The sequence below is a fragment of the Burkholderia sp. Se-20373 genome (assembly GCF_017104705.1).
In the GTDB taxonomy this organism is placed as follows: Bacteria; Pseudomonadota; Gammaproteobacteria; order Burkholderiales; family Burkholderiaceae; genus Burkholderia.
Map to the genome: position 1 here is coordinate 24,186 of NZ_JAAGPH010000016.1, position 17,812 is coordinate 41,997.

The following is a 17,812-nucleotide window of genomic DNA, read 5'->3' on the forward strand; positions in this document are numbered from 1 at the left end:
GCGGAGCAATCCGATGAATATGGCAGAAAGCCACCTGAATCCCGTCGAGCGCACCGCTGCGCCCGCCGGCACGCACGATGCGGCGCACGGCCGTCCGCTCGAGCCGCTGAACGCGAAGATCGAGGTCAACAACCTCAACTTCTTCTACAACAAGTTCCACGCGCTGAAGAACATCAACCTGAGCATTCCCGAAGGGAAGGTGACGGCGTTCATCGGCCCGTCGGGCTGCGGCAAGTCGACGCTGCTGCGCACGTTCAACAAGATGTTCGCGCTCTACCCGGAGCAGCGCGCCGAAGGCGAAATCCTGATGGACGGCGAGAACCTGCTGACGACGAAGCGCGACATCTCGCTGCTGCGCGCGCGGATCGGCATGGTGTTCCAGAAGCCGACCCCGTTCCCGATGTCGATCTACGACAACATCGCGTTCGGCGTGAAGATGTTCGAAAAGCTCACGCGCTCGGAAATGGACGATCGCGTCGAGTGGGCGCTCACGAAGGCCGCGCTGTGGAACGAAGTGAAGGACAAGCTGAGCCAGAGCGGCTACGGCCTCTCGGGCGGCCAGCAGCAGCGTCTGTGCATCGCGCGCGGCATCGCGATCCGTCCGGAAGTGCTGCTGCTCGACGAACCGTGCTCGGCGCTCGACCCGATCTCGACGGGCCGCATCGAAGAGCTGATCGCGGAGCTCAAGAGCGACTACACGGTCGTGATCGTCACGCACAACATGCAGCAGGCCGCACGCTGCTCGGATTTCACGGCCTACATGTACCTGGGCGAGCTGATCGAGTTCGGCGAGACCGAAAAGATCTTCATCAAGCCGGTGCGCAAGGAAACGGAAGACTACATCACCGGCCGCTTCGGCTGATGACGGAGAACAACAGCCATGTCGGATAAACATCTGTCGAGCCAGTTCGACGCCGATCTCAACGCGGTGTCGTCGAAAGTGCTGGAAATGGGCGGGCTCGTCGAGTCGCAGATCGTCGGCGCGATGCACGCGCTGAACGAATTCGATCGCGATACGGCCGAGAAGGTCATCGCGGCGGAGGAAACGCTGAACGCGATGGAAGTCGACATCGACCAGGAATGCGGCAACATCATCGCGCGGAGGCAGCCTGCCGCGCGTGACCTGCGTCTTTTGATGTCGATTTCGAAAACGATTACGAACCTCGAGCGCGCAGGCGACGAGGCCGAGAAGATCGCGAAGCGCGTGCGCCGCCTGGTCGACGAGCCGGCCGCGCGCACGGTCAACATCGCCGAGATCAAGGTGTCGGGCGAGATGGCCGTGACGATCCTGCGCCGCGCGCTCGACGCGTTTGCGCGTCTCGATACGGTGGCCGCCGCGCAGATCGTCAAGGACGACAAGGAAATCGACCAGGAATTCCGTGCGTTCGTGCGCAAGCTCGTGTCGTACATGCAGGAAGATCCGCGCACGATTTCGGTGGGCCTCGAATACCTGTTCATCGCGAAGGCGATCGAGCGGATCGGCGACCACGCGAAGAACATCGCCGAATTCATCATCTACATCGTGAAGGGCACCGACGTGCGGCACCAGCCGCGCGACACGCTCGATCGCGAAGCCAACAGTTAATCGACTCCGTAAGGAAGAACAGAGGTGCCGATGCCCAGCAACATTCTCGTCGTTGAAGATGAGCCCGCGATTTCCGAACTGATCTCGGTGAATCTCCAGCACGCCGGTCACTGCCCGATTCGGGCGTACAACGCCGAACAGGCGCAGAACCTGATCAGCGACGTGCTGCCCGATCTCGTGCTGCTCGACTGGATGCTGCCGGGCAAGTCCGGTATTGCGTTCGCGCGCGACCTGCGCAACAACGAACGGACCAAGCACATCCCGATCATCATGCTGACCGCACGTGGCGACGAGCAGGACAAGGTGCTCGGCCTCGAAATCGGCGCGGACGACTACGTGACGAAGCCGTTCTCGCCGAAGGAGCTGATGGCGCGGATCAAGGCCGTGCTGCGTCGTCGCGCGCCGCAACTGACCGAGGACGTCGTGTCGATCAACGGGCTGCGCCTCGACCCGGCCACGCATCGCGTCGCCGCGCATGCGGAAGGCAGCGAGATCAAGCTCGATCTCGGCCCGACCGAGTTCCGCCTGCTGCATTTCTTCATGACGCATCCGGAGCGCGTGCACAGCCGCACGCAACTGCTCGACCAGGTGTGGGGCGACCATGTATTCGTCGAGGAGCGCACCGTCGACGTGCACATCAAACGATTGCGCGCGGCCTTGAAACCGGCCGGCTGCGATGCGATGATCGAGACCGTGCGCGGCAGCGGCTACCGGCTCGCCAAGCACGCGTAACGTATCCACGCATGCCGTGTGCCACGGCATGCCGTTCATTCTTTCGGGCGCTGAATCATGAACATCATCTGGGCGCGCTTTCTGGTGTCGCTCGTGCTGCTCGTGCTGATCGGCGTATTGGTCGGCGTCTTCGCCGGCCCGACCGCGGGCCTCGTGTTCGTGGTCGTGATGCTGGTCGCGCAGGGCTTTTTCAGCACCTTCCATACGCAGCGTCTGTGGCGGCTGCTCGATGCACCGGTCTACGGCGAGGTGCCGAGCGCGCCGGGCATCTGGGGCGAGATCTACTATCGTCTGCACAAGCTCGCGAAGCAGTGGCATGCGCAGGTGCGGCAGGTCGAGCAGCAGCATTCGCGCTTCATCCAGGCGATCCAGGCGTCGCCGAACGGCGTCGCGATGCTCGACGATCACGACCAGATCGAGTGGTGCAACGCGATCGCCGAGGTCCATTTCGGCCTCGACGCGAAGCGCGACCTGCGCCAGCACATCACCAACCTGGTTCGCCATCCCGAGTTCGTTCGCTACCTGAACGCGCAGCATTACGAGGAGACGCTCGTGATGCGCGGCATGGGCGATTCGCGGCAGAACGTGCTGGAAGTGCAGGTGTTTCCGTACGGCGAGAATCGCAAGCTGTTGCTCACGCAGGACATCACCGAGCTCGAGCGGACCGATGCGATGCGGCGCGACTTCGTCGCGAACGTGTCGCACGAGTTGAAGACGCCGCTCACCGTGCTGTCGGGGTTCCTCGAGACGATGCGCGAGCTGCCGCTGAACGAGGAAGACCGTGCGCGCTATCTCGACATGATGGAGCAACAGGCGTCGCGGATGCGGCACATCGTGACCGACCTGCTGGTGCTCGCGAAGCTGGAGGGCGAGAGCAAGCCGCCGCTCGATCGCGCGATCGACATGCGTGCCGTGTTCGACCATCTGAAGGAGGACGCGCAGACGCTGTCGAACGGGCATCACGACATCGCGTTCTCGATCGACGAAACGCTCGGCGTCACCGGCGCGCAGACGGAGCTGTTCAGCGCGTTCGCGAATCTGGTCACCAACGCGATCCGCTATACGCCGGAAGGCGGCAAGATCGTCGTGACATGGCGGCGCGAAGGCGCGCAGGGCGTGTTTTCCGTCACGGACAGCGGCTTCGGGATTCCGGCCGCCGACCTGCCGCGGCTCACCGAGCGCTTCTACCGTGTCGACCGCAGCCGTTCGCGCGACACCGGCGGCACGGGGCTCGGCCTTGCGATCGTCAAGCACGTGCTGCAGCGGCACGACGCGCACCTGTACGTTCAGAGCGAGGAAGGGCGCGGCAGCACGTTCACCGCGCGCTTCCCGGGCTCGCGCATCATCGCGATCCGGCCGGCCGCCTACGAGGCATGATCGCGTGACGGCATCCGACGCTCGTTCGGTGGGCTGAGGTATGCCGGCTCCGCAATATAAAAACGCAGCCAGCCGGCTGCGTTTTTTATTGGGAGCGACGCGGCGCGCGACTTGTGCCGCGCGGCTGATTCTTCAGGAGCAGAACTTCGCGAGCAACCCGAGTTGCGCGTTGCGGATCGTCTTGCCGGCACGGCGCCGGCGGTAGTGACCGTCGCTATGCATCTGCCACGCCGACTGGTTGTCGCCGAGGCACACCGACAGGCCTTCGGCGATCACGCGCCGCTTGAGCTTGCGATCGCGGATCGGGAACGCGACTTCGACGCGGCGGAACAGGTTGCGGTCCATCCAGTCGGCGCTCGACAGATAGACCTCCTCGGCGCCGTTCGCGTGGAAGTAGTAGATCCGGTGGTGCTCGAGGAAGCGGCCGACGATCGAGCGCACGGTGATGTTTTCCGACAGCCCCGGCACGCCGGGTTTCAGCGCGCAGACACCGCGCACGATCAGGTCGACCTTGACGCCGGCCTGCGACGCTTCGTACAGCGCGGCGATCACCGTCGGCTCCAGCAGCGCGTTCATCTTCGCGACGACGCGCGCGCGTTTGCCGGCGCGTACATTGTCGATCTCCGCGCGGATCGAATCGATGATGCGCGGATGCAGCGTGAACGGCGACTGCCACAGCTCGTGCAGCGTGAGTTCGCCGCCGATGCCGGTCAGTTGCTGGAACACGTGATGGACGTCCTCGCAGATCTTCTGGTCGGCCGTCATCAGGCCGAAGTCGGTGTAGAGGCGTGCCGTGCGCGGATGGTAGTTGCCGGTGCCGAGGTGCACGTAGCGGCGCAGCGACGCCTTGCCGGCCTGCACGACGCGCCGCACGATCAGCATCATCTTCGCGTGGCACTTGTGGCCGACCACGCCGTACACGACATGCGCGCCGACGGCTTCGAGCTGCGACGCCCAGTTGATGTTGGTTTCCTCGTCGAAGCGCGCGAGCAGTTCGACGACGACGGTCACTTCCTTGCCGTTGCGCGCGGCTTCCATCAGCGCGTCCATCAGCGGCGAATCGGTGCCGGTGCGGTAGATCGTCTGCTTGATCGCGACGACGCTCGGATCCCTCGCGGCCTGCTGCAGCAGTTCGAGCACCGGCTGGAAGCTCTCGTACGGGTGGTGCAGCAGGATGTCGCCGTTGTCGATCGCGTCGAACATCGTCGGCGCGTTTGTGATCGCGGACGGGGTCGACGCGGTGAACGGCGTGAACTTCAGGTCGGGACGATCGACGAGATCGGGAATCTGCATCAGCCGCACGAGGTTCACCGAACCGGCCACGCGATAGCAGTCCTTCTCGCCGAGTTCGCTTTCCACGAGCAGGCGGCGCACGATGTGCGGCGGCGAGTCGGCCGACACCTCGAGGCGTACTGCATTGCCGAGGTGGCGCGCGGGCAGTTCGCCCTGCAGCGCCACGCGCAGGTTCGTGATTTCGTCTTCGTCGACGAACAGTTCGCTGTTGCGCGTGATGCGGAACTGGTTGCAGCTCTTCACCGTCAGTTGCGGGAAGAGCTCGCCGACGAAGCGCTGCATGAACGAGCTCAGCAGCACGAAGCCGTGCTCGAAGCCCGACAGCGCGTGCGGCATGCGCACGACGCGCGGCAGCGCGCGCGGCGCCTGCACGATACCCATCACGGCCTGGCGCCCGAACGCGTCGCGGCCTTCGAGCTCGACGACGAAATTCAGGCTCTTGTTCAGCACGCGCGGGAACGGATGGGCGGGATCGAGGCCGATCGGCGTCAGCACGGGCAGCAGCTCGTCGAGGAAGTAGTGCCGCGCCCATTCGAGCTGCTCGTCGTTCCACGTGTCGCTCGCATGGAAGTAGATGCCTTCCTGCTCGAGCGCGGGCAGCACGGTTTCGTGCAGCATCGTGTACTGTCGATGGACGAGCCGCTGCGCGCGTTCGACGACGAGGTCGTAAGCATGTTGTAACGACATGCCGTCGGGCGTCAGTGCGCCGGGGTTGTCGCGGATCTGCTCCTGCAGGCCGGCCATCCGGACTTCGAAGAATTCGTCGAGGTTGCTGCTGGTGATGCAGATGAAGCGGAGGCGCTCGAGCAACGGGACTTGCGGATCAGCTGCCTGGGCCAGCACGCGCTCGTTGAAACCGAGGATGCCGAGTTCACGATTGAGAAGCGGATAACGGACGGACATCGGCAGAGTAGGGGGTGATTCAGGCGATGATTCGAAAGGACGCTCGGAAACTCTCACGGTACGATGACGTGCGAATGACAATGATGTATTTATATCGGGAAATTCTACGCTGTAACCGTTTCGTCTCATAAATGTTTCGGCTATATGCAATCGAGCAGGATGCATGCCCGTGAAGCGTGGCAATGGCAAGCGTTCCACGCTTAAAATGTCGCCTTTGATTGATCGTCCGCGGTGGCTGCACCGGCCGCCGCGGGCGAACGCGCACGGAGCCCCTTCTGATGGTTACAACCCCCCACTTGCTGGCTGCCGTGGATCTCGGCTCGAACAGCTTCCGGCTGATCGTCGGTCGTGTCGAGGAAACGCCGGCGGGCAGCCAGATCTATCCCGTCGACGCGCTGCGCGAGCCCGTCCGGCTGGCCGCGGGCCTGTCGAGCGACAAGATGCTCGATCGCGCGTCGCAGGAGCGTGGCTGGGAAGCGCTCAAGCGGTTCGGCGAGCGCCTGCGCGATTTCCATCCCGATCACGTGCGCGCGGTGGCGACCAACACGCTGCGCGTCGCGAAGAACGCGGCCGAATTTCTCGGCGAAGCCGAAGCGGCATTGGGTTTCCCGATCGAAGTGATCGCGGGCCGCGAAGAAGCGCGGCTGATCTATGCGGGCGCCGCGCACTCGGTGCCGGCGAGCGCGGGCAAGCGGCTCGTCGTCGACATCGGCGGCGGCTCGACCGAATTCATCATCGGCTCGCACTACACGCCGATCGTGATGGAGAGCCTCTATATCGGCTGCGTGAGCCATAGCCGCACCTTCTTTCCGGCCGGCAACGTCGACGAATACACGATGCGGCAGGCCGAGCTCGCGGCCAAGCGCGAGATCCAGATCATTTCGAGCGAGTACAAGAAAGCCGGTTGGGACCAGGCGATCGGCTCGTCGGGCACCGCGCGTGCGCTCGCGGAACTCGTCGAGGCAAACGGCTTCAACGATCCGGGCATCACGCACGGCATTTCGCGTGGTGGCCTCGAGCGGCTCAAGCGTGCGCTGATCAAGTCGGAGAACGTCAACCGGCTGAAGCTGATCGCGCTGAAGCCCGATCGCGTGCCGGTGCTCGCGGGCGGCCTCGCGATCATGCTCGCGGTGTTCGAGGAACTCGGTGTCGACTACGTCGATACGACCGACGGCGCATTGCGCCTCGGTGTGCTGTACGACCTGCTCGGCCGGACGCAGCACGAGGACATGCGTGCGGTGACCGTCGAGGGCTTCACGCGCCGCTACGGTGTCGATCGTGCGCAAGCCGAGCGGATCGGCGCGCTGGCGGGGCGCTTCTACGACGAACTCGAGGAAGCCGACGAAGAAGCGCGCGAGGAAGGGCGGATGTTCCTCGGCTGGGCGGCCGCGTTGCACGAGATCGGTTTGTCGATCTCGCACAGCGCGTATCACAAGCACTCGGCTTATATCGCGAGCAACGCGGACATGCCGGGTTTTTCGCGCACCGACCAGGCGCGCCTCGCCGCGCTCGTGCTCGGTCACGCGGGCAAGCTCGGCAAGCTGTCGCAGGCGCGCGAGGTCGAGTGGCCGCTGCTGTTCTGCCTGCGGCTCGCGGCGCTGCTGTGCCGGCGCCGGACCGATGCCGGGCTGCCGGACATTTCCGTTTCGCAGATGAAGAAAGGCGGGTATGAAGTGCGCCTGCCGAGCGCGTGGGTCGAGCAAAACCCGCTGACCGACTACAGCCTCAGCCAGGAGGCGGCCGAGTGGGAGAAGGTCGGCATCCCGTATCGCGTGGTGTATACCGGCGCGTAACCGGCTGAAGCGAGGCCGCGGCGAGGTCGATAGCGGGGCTGGGAGGGGCCGGGCAGCAGGCAGGCGTGGTGCCCCTCACGCTTGCCGCGTGATCGTCGTGGCGGCCGCTCAGTCCGACGAGCAGACGATCGCAGTCAGGAACGGAAACGCCTGCTTGACGGTCGCGTCGCTGCCGGCCTTGCGCACGGCTTCTTCCACCGCGCTTTTCGTGCCCCGCACCACGACGCCATAGGCCCAGTCGCCGATCGGCGTGCCGTCGCCCGCGCGGAAGATCGGGTCGTTCGCCTGGTATCCGAGCACGACATAGACACCGAAGCCGTACGCCGTCAGCGCATGGCTCGTGCGAAATGCATTGACCGAGTTCGATTCGACATGCATCGGCTCCGACTGGATGTCGCCGGCCGCGAGCAGCGGCGCGACGAATTTGTGGCCGGTCGAGTGGCAGTCGAGTGCGTCGTCAAGCGCCTTGGCCGACGCGGTGCCGGCAGTCGCGAGCGCGAGCAGCGATGCGCAGAGGGCGGTTTTGAGGATGTTGTTTTTCATGCGCGAGGGCAGGTTGTCCACGCGCATTATCGCGTGTTCCGGCAAGTGCCGTATGCGGGCTGCGGATGGCGCGTTGGCCCGTATGCCGTCGGTGATTCGACGGGCCGGACAGGCTGACGCTCGATCCTTTCCTGCATTGAAAGCGCGAGGTCGTCAGCCATTTGCTTTGTGCCGGCCGTCGAAATATGGCTGCCGGGGGCTGCGCGGATCGTTGTAGCGTCGATGCCCCAATGGATCCCTACAATGAATCGAGGCGCTGCGAACCGGGAGTCGCCGGTTGACGCTTGAAGGGCCCAGAAACGGAAAAAGGGGTTACGGTATTAACCGTAACCCCTTGATTCCTTTGGTCGGAGCGATAGGATTCGAACCTACGACCCTCTGATCCCAAATCAGATGCGCTACCAGGCTGCGCTACGCTCCGACGAGCCAAAGATTGTATCGTTGAATATCTGATCCGGTCAATCCCTATATGCGGGTAAATGCCGCGGCGGCAAACGCCCGCAGTTTGCGACAATTCGCCCGGTCATCGGCGGGGCCCGGACGCATGGGCGCGGGCCCGCTCGCCGAAGCAAGGAGAACATCATGATGAACCTGATCGTGTGGCGCCACGCCGAAGCCGAAGACTACGCGACGAGCGATCTCGCACGCCAGTTGACCGTCCGTGGCCGCAAGGACGCGCAGGCGATGGCCAAATGGCTGCGTGGCCGGCTCGAGACGAACGCCGTGATCCTCGCGAGCCCGGCGGCCCGCACTGTGCAGACGGTCGAGGCGCTGACCGACCAGTACCGGACGGTCGACGCGCTCGCGCCGGGCGGCAGCGTCGACGACGTGCTGGCGGCGGCCGGCTGGCCGGAAGGCATCGCGCCGACGGTCGTGATCGTCGGGCACCAGCCGACGCTCGGCAGCGTTGCCGCGCAGCTGATCGCCGGCGGCGACGACAGCTGGAGCGTCAAGAAGGGCGGAATCGTGTGGCTGGCGAGCCGCACGCGTGACGGCAGCCGGCAGGCGGTACTGCGTGCGGTATTGACGCCCGACCTGCTGTGAGGCCCGCCTGAAGGGCTTTGAAGGGATTGATCATACGGTTTCGCAAGCTTTCTGCTAAAGTCAATTCGGCGACACGTCATTGAAAGGACACGGTCGTGCCACATAACGGTCACGGCCGATTACTACATTGGCGGGCATGTCGTCCTATTCCTTACGATCAGGAAAGCCTAATGCGAGAACTGCCGACGCCTACGCTCCCTTTTGCCTCGCTGCCCCTCGACACGTCGCGGCGCCACCTGCCGCGCGCTGCTGAAACCGTCACATCGGAGTATCGCCTGCGCGCCGCGTGGGCGCGTACCGAAGACGAATTGCGCGAAGCCCAGCGCCTGCGTTATAGCGTGTTCGCCGAAGAGATGGGCGCGCAGGTCAGCGGCCCCTCCGGTCTCGACGTCGATCCGTTCGATGCGTACTGCGACCACCTGCTGGTTCGCGATCTCGACACCCTGAAGGTCGTCGGCACGTATCGCGTGCTGCCGCCGCACCAGGCGGCGCGTGTCGGCCGCCTGTACGCCGAAGGCGAATTCGACCTGTCGCGCCTCACGCATCTGCGCGGCAAGATGGTCGAGGTCGGCCGCTCGTGCGTGCACAGCGACTACCGCAGCGGCGCCGTCATCATGGCGCTGTGGGGCGGCCTCGGCGCGTACATGATGCAGAACGGCTACGAGACGATGCTCGGCTGCGCGAGCGTGTCGATGGCCGACGGCGGCCACTATGCGGCGAACCTGTACCAGTCGCTGTCGGCAGGCTCGCTGACGGCGCCGGAATATCGCGCGTTCCCGCACACGGCCCTGCCGGTCGACGAACTGCAGACGGGCACCGTCGTGGCGCCGCCGCCGCTGATCAAGGGTTACCTGCGTCTCGGCGCGAAGATCTGCGGTGCGCCGGCCTGGGATCCCGACTTCAACTGCGCGGATTTCCTGACGCTGTTCCGCCTGTCCGACATCAACGCGCGCTACGCCCGCCACTTCCTGGGCTGAGCCGTCGGAATCGCGTCGCGCCCGCCGGGGCGCGCGCAAGCGAACGCCGTCGCGTGGTACGAGCCGCGCGACGGCGTTCGTCCATCCGATCTACGTGTGTGAACCGGACCCTGTTAATTTCGGCGATACGCGATCACCAGCGTGCCGCGGGACGGCACGTTCGTGAACGGCCCCGGGGAAGGGCCGGACGGCAGCGGCGCGCTTAGTGCTTGCGCCGCCAGTCGAGCAGGTGGTGTTCGGCCATCCAGTGGTGGATCATCCCTTCGCCTTCATGGCTGCGCTTGTATTCGCGCGACTCGAAGAACGACAGGGCGACGAGCACCATCAGACCGACGAACAGCCCGATCAGGCCGGCAATTTCTTCAGACGACATGGCAGCCTCCTTTCCACGGCACAGCGCCATGCGTACATAGTAGGACATGCGCGGCGCGACTTCGAAGCGAGATTTCCGCTAGACTCGACGCGGTCCCGGCGTGCGATGGGCGCGCCGCTTTCCGGAGCCCTACCCGATGAACCGTTTCATGCTGGCCGTGCTGGCCGCATCTTTGCTCGCCGGCTGTACCAGCGATCCGCATCAGGCCCGTCGCGGCCATCCGCCGGAAGATCCGGCCGACTATCACGGCGTGCCGACCGACATGACGCCGCCGTCGATGCTCGACGCGCCGCCGCCGAAACCCACGCAGTAACGGCCGGTTCGGGCCGCCGTCAGGCGCGGGCCACGGGCGTGTCGGCGCCGATGTGCCGCAACAGCGCCGGCAGGTAGCGCGCCAGCGTCGCGCCGCGCGCGGCCATGAACAGCAGCAGCGCGAACCAGAGGCCGTGATTGCCGAACGTGCCGACGGCGGCGAGCGTGGCCACGACGAAGATCGAGAACGACACGACCATTGCACGCATCAGCGATTGTGTCTGCGTGGCGCCGATGAACACGCCGTCGAGCAGGAAGCCCCAGACCGACACGATCGGAGAAAGCGCGGCCCACGGCAGGTAGCGCAGCGCCATTTCGCGGATCTCGGCCTGATCGGTCAGGCGCGCGACGATCCAGCCGCCGGCGGCCCAGTACACGAGTGCGAACAGCAGCGCGCCGAGCGCCGACCAGAACAGCGTGACGCGTACGGCCTGCCGGAACGCGCGGCGGTCGCGCGCGCCGGCCGCCGCGCCGACGAGCGCCTCGGCCGCATGCGCGAAGCCGTCGAGGCCGTACGCCATGAACGTCTGGAAGTTCAGCAGCAGCGCGTTCGCCGCGAGCGTCGCATCGCCCTGTTTCGCACCGAGGTGCGCGAACCAGCCGAATGCGCCGAGCAGGCACAGCGTGCGCAGGAAGATGTCGCGATTGAGCACGATCAGCCGCTTGAGCGCGACGCGGTCGGCGAGTGCACGTACCGCGATCGGCGCAAGGCCGCGCGGCCGCAGCCGCCACAGCATCCATGCGCCGAGCGCGAAACCGCATGTGTCCGCGGTGGCCGTCGCGGCGCCGATGCCGGCGATGCCCCAGCCGAAGCCATACACGTAGAGCAGCACGGCGCCGATGTTCACCGCATTGATGAACACCTGCGCGACGAGCGCGAGCCGCACGCGCTGCACGCCGAGCAGGTAGCCGAGCACGACGTAGTTCGCGAGCGCGAACGGGGCGCTCCAGATGCGCGCGTGGCTGTAGGCAAGCGCCGTGGTGCGGACGGCATCGCTGCCGCCGAGCGCGGACAGCGCACATGACAGCAGCGGCACCTGCAGCGTCAGTATCGCGGCGCCGAGTGCGAATGCGACGATCAACGCGCGCAGCAGGTTCAGGCGGATCCCGGCGGCGTCGCCGGCGCCATGCGCCTGCGCGACGAGGCCCGTCGTCCCCATCCGCAGGAAACCGAACCCCCAGAACACGAAGTTGAAGAACAGCCCGCCGAGCGCGACGCCGCCCAAGTACTGCGTGCCGTCGAGGTGGCCCGCGACGGCCGTGTCGACGGCACCGAGGATCGGCTGGGTCAGGTTCGCGAGGACGATCGGGAATGCGAGCGCGAGGACGCGCCGGTGCGTGACGGCGGCCGTGCCGGCCCCGTGCGGTAACGCGGCTTCGGACATGGCGGACGCGTCAGGCGCGTTCCTGCACGCAGACCCAGGGCGAGACGACGACCGCCCACAGCTCCGGGTTGCGCGCCGCGTAATCGGCAGCGGTTTCGGCCGGCATGCGCGCGACGAGGCCCGCCGACAGCCAGCGCGTGACCTGCTCGGCATCGTCGTCGGCAACGGCTTCCGCGACGCTGACGAGATCGAGGTCGCGTGCCACGGACAGCAGCTTGCCTTGCGCGAAGAAGCGTTCGAGATCGCACCAGTCGATCTTGGCGGTTTCGCCGAGGAGTTTGGCGTAGAGCGGGCTGTGCGACGCGCCCGCGTCGGAGTGGTGATCAGAGGACATCGTTTTCTAGGAAAGACTGCGTAGTGGCGCCACTATAAACCATCCGGCCGGGCCGGCGGCATGGGGGGCGGCCAGCCTACGCGTCGCGCAGCGCGCGGCGCACGATCTTGCCGGTCGCGGTCATCGGCAGGCTGTCGACGAACGCGATCGCGCGCGGATACTCGTGCGCGGCGAGGCGCGTGCGCACATGTGCCTGCAGCGCCTGCACGAGCGCCTCGTCGCCGGCGTGGCCGGGATTCAGCACCACGAACGCCTTGACGATCTCGGTGCGCGTCGCGTCGGGCACGCCGACGACGGCGGCCATCCGCACCGCCGGATGCGTGAGCAGGCAGTCCTCGATCGGGCCCGGGCCGATCCGGTAGCCGGCGCTCGTGATCACGTCGTCGTCGCGGCCGACGAAGCGCACGAAGCCGTCGGCGTCGATCGTGCCCGTGTCGCCGGTGAGCAGGTAGTCGCCGGCGAACTTGTCGCGCGTCGCGTCGGCGTTGCGCCAGTATTCGAGGAACATCACCGGGTCGGGGCGGCGCACCGCGATGCGCCCCTCGACGCCGGGCGGCAGCGGCGTGCCGTCCGCGTCGACGATCGCGACCGCATGGCCGGGCACCGCCTTGCCGATCGCGCCGGGCCGCGCATCGAACAGCGCGGCGCACGACGACAGCACCATGTTGCACTCGGTTTGCCCGTAGAACTCGTTGATCGTCACGCCGAGCGCGTCGCGCCCCCAGGCCGTCAGCTCGGTGCCGAGCGATTCTCCGCCGCTCGCGACGGATTTCAGCGACAGCGCGTAGCGTTCGCGCGGTGCCGGGACGGTACGCATCAGCTTCAGTGCGGTGGGCGGCAGGAATGCATGAGTGACACCGTGCCGCGCCATCAGCGCGAACGCCGCGTCGCCGTCGAATTTCTCGAAGCGGCGCGCAAGCACCGGCACGCCGTGATGCCACGACGGCAGCAGCACGTCGAGCAGGCCGCCGATCCATGCCCAGTCGGCGGGCGTCCAGAACAGGCGCGCGTCGCGCGGGAAGCACTGCTGCGACATCTCGACGCCCGGCAGGTGGCCCAGCAGCACGCGATGCGCGTGCAGCGCGCCTTTCGGTTTGCCCGTCGTGCCGGACGTATAGATGATGACCGCCGGATCGTCGGCGGCCGTATCGGCCGGCACGAAGTCGGGTGTTTCGGCGGCGAGCGCCGCGTCGTAGCGCAGCACGCCCGGCTGATCGGGCTCATCGGGCGCATCGTCGCCGATGCGGTAGACGGTACGCAGTGCCGGCAGCCGGGCGCGCAGCGGCGCGATTTTCGCGTAGCCGGCCGCATCGGTGACGAGCGCAGCCGCCTCGCTGTTCGCGAGCCGGTATTCGAGCGCATCGACGCCGAACAGCGTGAAGAGCGGCACTGCAATGGCGCCGAGCTTGTACGCGGCGAGGTGCGCGACGGCCGTTTCGGGGCCCTGCGCGAGAAAGATGCCGATCCGGTCGCCGCGCCGCAGGCCGGCGCGCGCAAAGCTGTTCGCGAGCCGGTTAGAGGCATTCCTCAGGTCATCGAACGTGATGCGGAAAACGTCGCCTTGTGCCGTTTCGTGGATCAGCGCGAGGCGCCCGCTGCCGTCCGCCCATTTGTCGCAGACGTCCACGCCGATGTTGTAGCGCGCCGGGACGTCCCACGCGAAGCGGGAGAGCAGGTCGTCGTAGCGGTCGGCGGCGGGCAGCATCGAGGTGTCTCCTGGGGGCGAACGTGGCGTCGCGCGAGCGGCTTACATCAGGATTTCACGCAGGCGGATCCACAATGGTGTCTGCTGATAGGGAATGTTCGGACTCGTCCGATAGCCCGCCTCAGTGCACGATTCCACAATGACGCATAAGATCACGAAAAAATCAGTGTGTGACCATGGATTTGCTTCTGATAGCTGCGGGGTTCAGCCTGATCGGAATCGGCGTACTGGTAGCGTTTGCCCGTCACGTCGATCCGTTGTCCGGCCGGTTCACCGGACGTCTGCGCAAGCGCTGACATCACCTTTCCCGGTTTTCACCGCGACGACACGCGATGCGTGCCGGCATCGCGTGTCGTCCATCGGGTGTTCAGCGCGCCGGCAGGTAGCGTGACGGGTCGATCGATCGGCCGCCGTAGCGCAACTCGAAATGCAGCGCGACGCGATCGCTGTCGCTGTTGCCCATCTCGGCGATCGATTGCCCTTGCGTGACCGACTGGCCTTCCTTCACCAGCAGCGCGCGGTTGTGCGCGTAGGCGGTCAGGTAATCGGCGTTGTGCTTGAGGATGATCAGATTGCCGTAGCCGCGCAGCCCGTTACCCGCATAGACCACCACACCCGGCGCAGCCGCGACCACCGGCGTGCCCGGCGAGTTCGCGATGTCGATGCCCTTCGATTTCGAGCCGTCGAACGTGCGGACCACATTGCCGGCGGCCGGCCAGATCAGCGCGATGCTCGTGGCCGGCTTGACGGCCGATTCGACCGGCGCCGAGGGCGCGGGACGGGCCCGGCCGGCACTGCCGGTGCCGGTGGTCGACGGCGTCGATGCGGTGGTCGTGCCGGGCGGCGGCACGACGCGCAGCACCTGGCCGACTTCGATCGCATCGGGGTTCGTCATCTGGTTCCAGCGCACGATGTTCGATACCGACGTGCGGTTGTCGCGCGCGATCTTGTAGAGCGTATCGCCGCGCTCGACGCGATAGAACCCGGGGCCGACGGGCGCGGAGCCGCACGCGACGAGCAGGGCGGCGCAGGCGGCTGCGAAGAGTCGCTTCGTTGTTGTTCCGAACATTGAACCTCGCAAAACCCTGCCGCGCGTGATGCGGCAGGCAACACAAAACGTCCGATTTTAACGGGTTCGACCCGCGCACCGCAGTTTGGGCCGTTATCGGGGCTGCGGCGCACCGGTTCCACGCGTTGCCTGACGGCGTTTCAGCCTGCGTATCAAGCCTGTGTATCAGCCGGCGAGCGGAAGGACGCGAAGCCGCAGCGTGGCCGTTTCGGTCGCGCCCGGTGCGAGCAGGCGCAGCCCGAGGCCGTTGTGGATCGCGTCCGGCAGGCCAAGCCACGGCTCGACGCAATAGAAGTCCGAATCCGGCTTCTCGGTCCAGGTCGTCACCGCGTACCACGGGATCGAGCCCGGCACGTCGAGCGCGATCTCGATCGTGCGGCGGCGGCCCGGCATCACGATGCGCACCGGCGTGGCCGGCACGCCGTCGAGGCAGTGGAAGCGGTCAAGGATGTCCGGGTTGTCGAGGTGATAACGGGCTTCGCCCGGTTCGGGCGTGCTGATCGAGCCGTCGGCTTGCTGCGCGCAACGATGCGTGGGCGGCAGTTCGAGCGTGGTGTCGGCGCGTTCGCCGTGCGGCAGCGCGAAATAGAAATGGTGGCCGGCGTAGTAGGGCAGCGGCGTGTCGCCGCGATTGGTCGTCGTCAGCGCGACTTCGAGCGTGTGCGAGTCGGCCAGCCGGTAGGTCGTTTCGAACCGGAAGTCGAACGGGTAACTTGCGCGCAACGCGTCGGTCGCGTCGAGCGTCATCGACAGCGCGGCGCCATCGGCCGACGGTTGCGCGGCGAACGGCAGGTCGCGCGCGAACCCGTGCATCGGCAGGTCGCGCACCACGCCGGCGGCATCGCGCCAGCGGCCGAGTTCGCCGTCGACGCGGTGTCGGCCGAGGAACGGGAACAGCAGCGGGTTGCCGCCGCGCACGCGTGCGAGATTGCTCCAGTCGGCCGTGTCCGGCCAGAAGATTACCGGTTCGCCGTCGACATCCCATGACAGCAGGCGGCCGCCGAATTGCGGAGCGACCCGGACGAGCGATGGGCCGGCGTGAAGTTCGTGAATGTCGTGTTGCTGGAAGGTCGGCATGGCGAATCGGGTTGGGCGGGTGGACGGGAACGGCGCGCTCCATTATCGGGCCGTGGCGGCTCGGGGAAAACCCTTCTCGGGAAATCGCGAGTTTTTTAGACTGTCATCGGTCGGGATAATGCGTCTAAACCGGTGATGTTGCCGGGTCATGACACTTCGTGGAGGGGGCCATGGATCTGGCAATGGCAATGGGTATCGCACTGTTCGGCATGTTCACCGGCAGCACGGTATTATTTTTCTATCAGCTCGGCCGCTGACGGCAATTCCTGCCGAAGTCGAAAGGCCCGCCATGCAAATGGCGGGCTTTTTGCTTTCTGAGTGCTTACAAATTGCAAGCGTTTGTGTGCATTGCCGCAATATCCAGCCAAATGCCTTGGCGCAGTAATCCGGGCTCGGCATAATCGTGGCGCGTTTTTACGGACGCGCATCGCGTCGTCCGCTTCTCTTTTCGCTTGATTTTCACTAAAAGGACCGACGCGTGAGTCTCTGGTTTCTGGTATTCCTGAGCGTCCTGCAGGGCGTCACCGAACTCTTCCCCGTCAGCAGCCTCGGCCATACGCTGCTCGTGCCTGCGCTGTTCGGCATGCACATCGACAAGCACGCACCGCAACTGCTGCCGTTCCTCGTCGCGCTGCACCTCGGCACCGCGCTGGCGCTGCTGTGGTATTTCCGCGCGCGCTGGATCGCGTTGATCAGCGGCTTCTTTGCGCAGCTCGGCGGCCGCAAGAACGACGACGGACACCTGATGTGGGCGCTCATCATCGGTACGATTCCGACCGGCATCGTCGGGCTGCTGCTGGAAAAGCGCATCGAGCGCGTGTTCCACGACCTGCGGATCGTCGCGATCGCGCTGATCGTGAACGGCGTGCTGCTGTGGCTCGGCGATCGCATTCAGCGAAGCCGCGCGCATCAGGCACCGGAGAAGATGACGTTCAAGCAGGCGTTCTTCGTGGGGCTCGCGCAGATCGGCGCGCTGATTCCGGGCTTCTCGCGCAGCGGGCTGACGATGATCGCGGGCAATGCCGCGGGGCTGACGGCGGAGAAGGCCGCGGAATTCTCGTTCCTGCTCGGTACGCCGATCATTTTCGCGGCGGGGGTGCTTGAGCTGCCGAAGCTGTTCCATGCGCGCGACCAGCTCGCCGATGCGCTGCTCGGCGGCGTGCTGACGGCGATCGCCGCGTATCTGAGCGTGCGGTTCCTGATGCGCTACTTCGAAGGGCGTGGCCGGCTGGCTTCGTTCGGCGTGTATTGCGTGATCGCCGGTGTGTTCTGCCTCGGCTGGTTCATGCTGCATCCACAGCCGGTTTGAT

Annotated in this window: 17 protein-coding genes and 1 tRNA gene; 9 read left to right on the forward strand and 9 right to left on the reverse strand. The window is 65.9% G+C overall.

Annotated features, from left to right (window positions below):
- Positions 1-13: 13 nt before the first annotated feature.
- From pstB to phoR, 4 genes are read left to right on the forward strand one after another with little or no spacing between them, the layout of a single operon-like run.
- Complete coding sequence (pstB, locus tag G3N96_RS08335; protein WP_089425006.1) at positions 14-862, forward strand: phosphate ABC transporter ATP-binding protein PstB; 849 nt, start codon at positions 14-16, stop codon at positions 860-862.
- Positions 863-880: 18 nt separating this feature from the next.
- Positions 881-1,585, forward strand: a complete 705-nt coding sequence (gene phoU, locus G3N96_RS08340; protein ID WP_046545372.1) for a phosphate signaling complex protein PhoU — start codon at positions 881-883, stop codon at positions 1,583-1,585.
- A 30-nt stretch (positions 1,586-1,615) separates the two neighbouring features.
- Positions 1,616-2,317, forward strand: coding sequence for a phosphate regulon transcriptional regulator PhoB (gene phoB, locus G3N96_RS08345; protein WP_027787869.1), 702 nt, complete (start codon positions 1,616-1,618; stop codon positions 2,315-2,317).
- Between the two features lie 57 nt (positions 2,318-2,374).
- Positions 2,375-3,694 carry a phosphate regulon sensor histidine kinase PhoR gene (gene phoR, locus G3N96_RS08350; protein ID WP_089425008.1) on the forward strand — a complete coding sequence of 440 codons (1,320 nt, stop codon included), beginning with the start codon at positions 2,375-2,377 and terminating at the stop codon, positions 3,692-3,694.
- Positions 3,695-3,826: 132 nt separating this feature from the next.
- Here the strand turns inward: phoR and ppk1 are convergent, their stop codons facing one another.
- Positions 3,827-5,890: a polyphosphate kinase 1 gene (gene ppk1, locus G3N96_RS08355; RefSeq protein ID WP_206136907.1), complete on the reverse strand. Its 2,064-nt coding sequence runs from the start codon at positions 5,888-5,890 to the stop codon at positions 3,827-3,829.
- Between the two features lie 278 nt (positions 5,891-6,168).
- Between ppk1 and ppx the strand changes: the two genes are divergently transcribed.
- Positions 6,169-7,683 (forward strand): exopolyphosphatase, encoded by a 1,515-nt coding sequence (ppx, locus tag G3N96_RS08360; RefSeq protein WP_089455972.1) that lies wholly within the window; start codon positions 6,169-6,171, stop codon positions 7,681-7,683.
- A gap of 108 nt (positions 7,684-7,791) precedes the next feature.
- On the opposite strand, the gene G3N96_RS08365 is transcribed toward ppx, so the two are convergent.
- Both G3N96_RS08365 and G3N96_RS08370 read right to left on the reverse strand, forming a co-directional pair.
- Positions 7,792-8,226: a hypothetical protein gene (locus tag G3N96_RS08365; protein WP_124575849.1), complete on the reverse strand. Its 435-nt coding sequence runs from the start codon at positions 8,224-8,226 to the stop codon at positions 7,792-7,794.
- Between the two features lie 344 nt (positions 8,227-8,570).
- Positions 8,571-8,647: transfer RNA gene (locus G3N96_RS08370), tRNA-Pro, on the reverse strand.
- 161 nt (positions 8,648-8,808) lie between these two features.
- Here G3N96_RS08370 and sixA point away from each other — a divergent pair.
- On the forward strand, positions 8,809-9,270 hold the full coding sequence (sixA, locus tag G3N96_RS08375) for a phosphohistidine phosphatase SixA (RefSeq protein WP_206136908.1): 462 nt from the start codon (positions 8,809-8,811) through the stop codon (positions 9,268-9,270).
- 170 nt (positions 9,271-9,440) lie between these two features.
- A complete protein-coding gene (locus G3N96_RS08380; protein ID WP_011351620.1) occupies positions 9,441-10,247 on the forward strand; it encodes a GNAT family N-acyltransferase in 807 nt (268 codons plus the stop codon).
- A gap of 202 nt (positions 10,248-10,449) precedes the next feature.
- Here G3N96_RS08380 and G3N96_RS08385 read toward each other — a convergent pair whose 3' ends face one another.
- Positions 10,450-10,620, reverse strand: a complete 171-nt coding sequence (locus G3N96_RS08385; RefSeq protein ID WP_011351621.1) for a hypothetical protein — start codon at positions 10,618-10,620, stop codon at positions 10,450-10,452.
- A gap of 136 nt (positions 10,621-10,756) precedes the next feature.
- On the opposite strand from G3N96_RS08385, the gene G3N96_RS08390 reads away from it, so the two are divergent.
- Positions 10,757-10,933 carry a hypothetical protein gene (locus G3N96_RS08390; protein ID WP_089439761.1) on the forward strand — a complete coding sequence of 59 codons (177 nt, stop codon included), beginning with the start codon at positions 10,757-10,759 and terminating at the stop codon, positions 10,931-10,933.
- A gap of 19 nt (positions 10,934-10,952) precedes the next feature.
- On the opposite strand, the gene G3N96_RS08395 is transcribed toward G3N96_RS08390, so the two are convergent.
- From G3N96_RS08395 to G3N96_RS08415, 5 genes are all read right to left on the reverse strand, one after another.
- A complete protein-coding gene (locus tag G3N96_RS08395; protein WP_206136909.1) occupies positions 10,953-12,317 on the reverse strand; it encodes an MATE family efflux transporter in 1,365 nt (454 codons plus the stop codon).
- Between the two features lie 10 nt (positions 12,318-12,327).
- On the reverse strand, positions 12,328-12,651 hold the full coding sequence (locus G3N96_RS08400) for a DUF2288 domain-containing protein (protein WP_069247660.1): 324 nt from the start codon (positions 12,649-12,651) through the stop codon (positions 12,328-12,330).
- Between the two features lie 76 nt (positions 12,652-12,727).
- Positions 12,728-14,356, reverse strand: coding sequence for an acyl-CoA synthetase (locus G3N96_RS08405; RefSeq protein WP_206136910.1), 1,629 nt, complete (start codon positions 14,354-14,356; stop codon positions 12,728-12,730).
- Positions 14,357-14,723: 367 nt separating this feature from the next.
- Entirely contained in the window at positions 14,724-15,425 is a 702-nt protein-coding gene (locus G3N96_RS08410; protein ID WP_089494582.1) for a peptidoglycan DD-metalloendopeptidase family protein, read from the reverse strand.
- A 165-nt stretch (positions 15,426-15,590) separates the two neighbouring features.
- A complete protein-coding gene (locus tag G3N96_RS08415; RefSeq protein ID WP_206136911.1) occupies positions 15,591-16,502 on the reverse strand; it encodes an aldose epimerase in 912 nt (303 codons plus the stop codon).
- A 478-nt stretch (positions 16,503-16,980) separates the two neighbouring features.
- Here G3N96_RS08415 and G3N96_RS08420 point away from each other — a divergent pair, with 478 nt between their 5' ends.
- Positions 16,981-17,811 carry an undecaprenyl-diphosphate phosphatase gene (locus G3N96_RS08420; protein ID WP_059649338.1) on the forward strand — a complete coding sequence of 277 codons (831 nt, stop codon included), beginning with the start codon at positions 16,981-16,983 and terminating at the stop codon, positions 17,809-17,811.
- The last annotated feature ends 1 nt before the right edge of the window (position 17,812 follow it).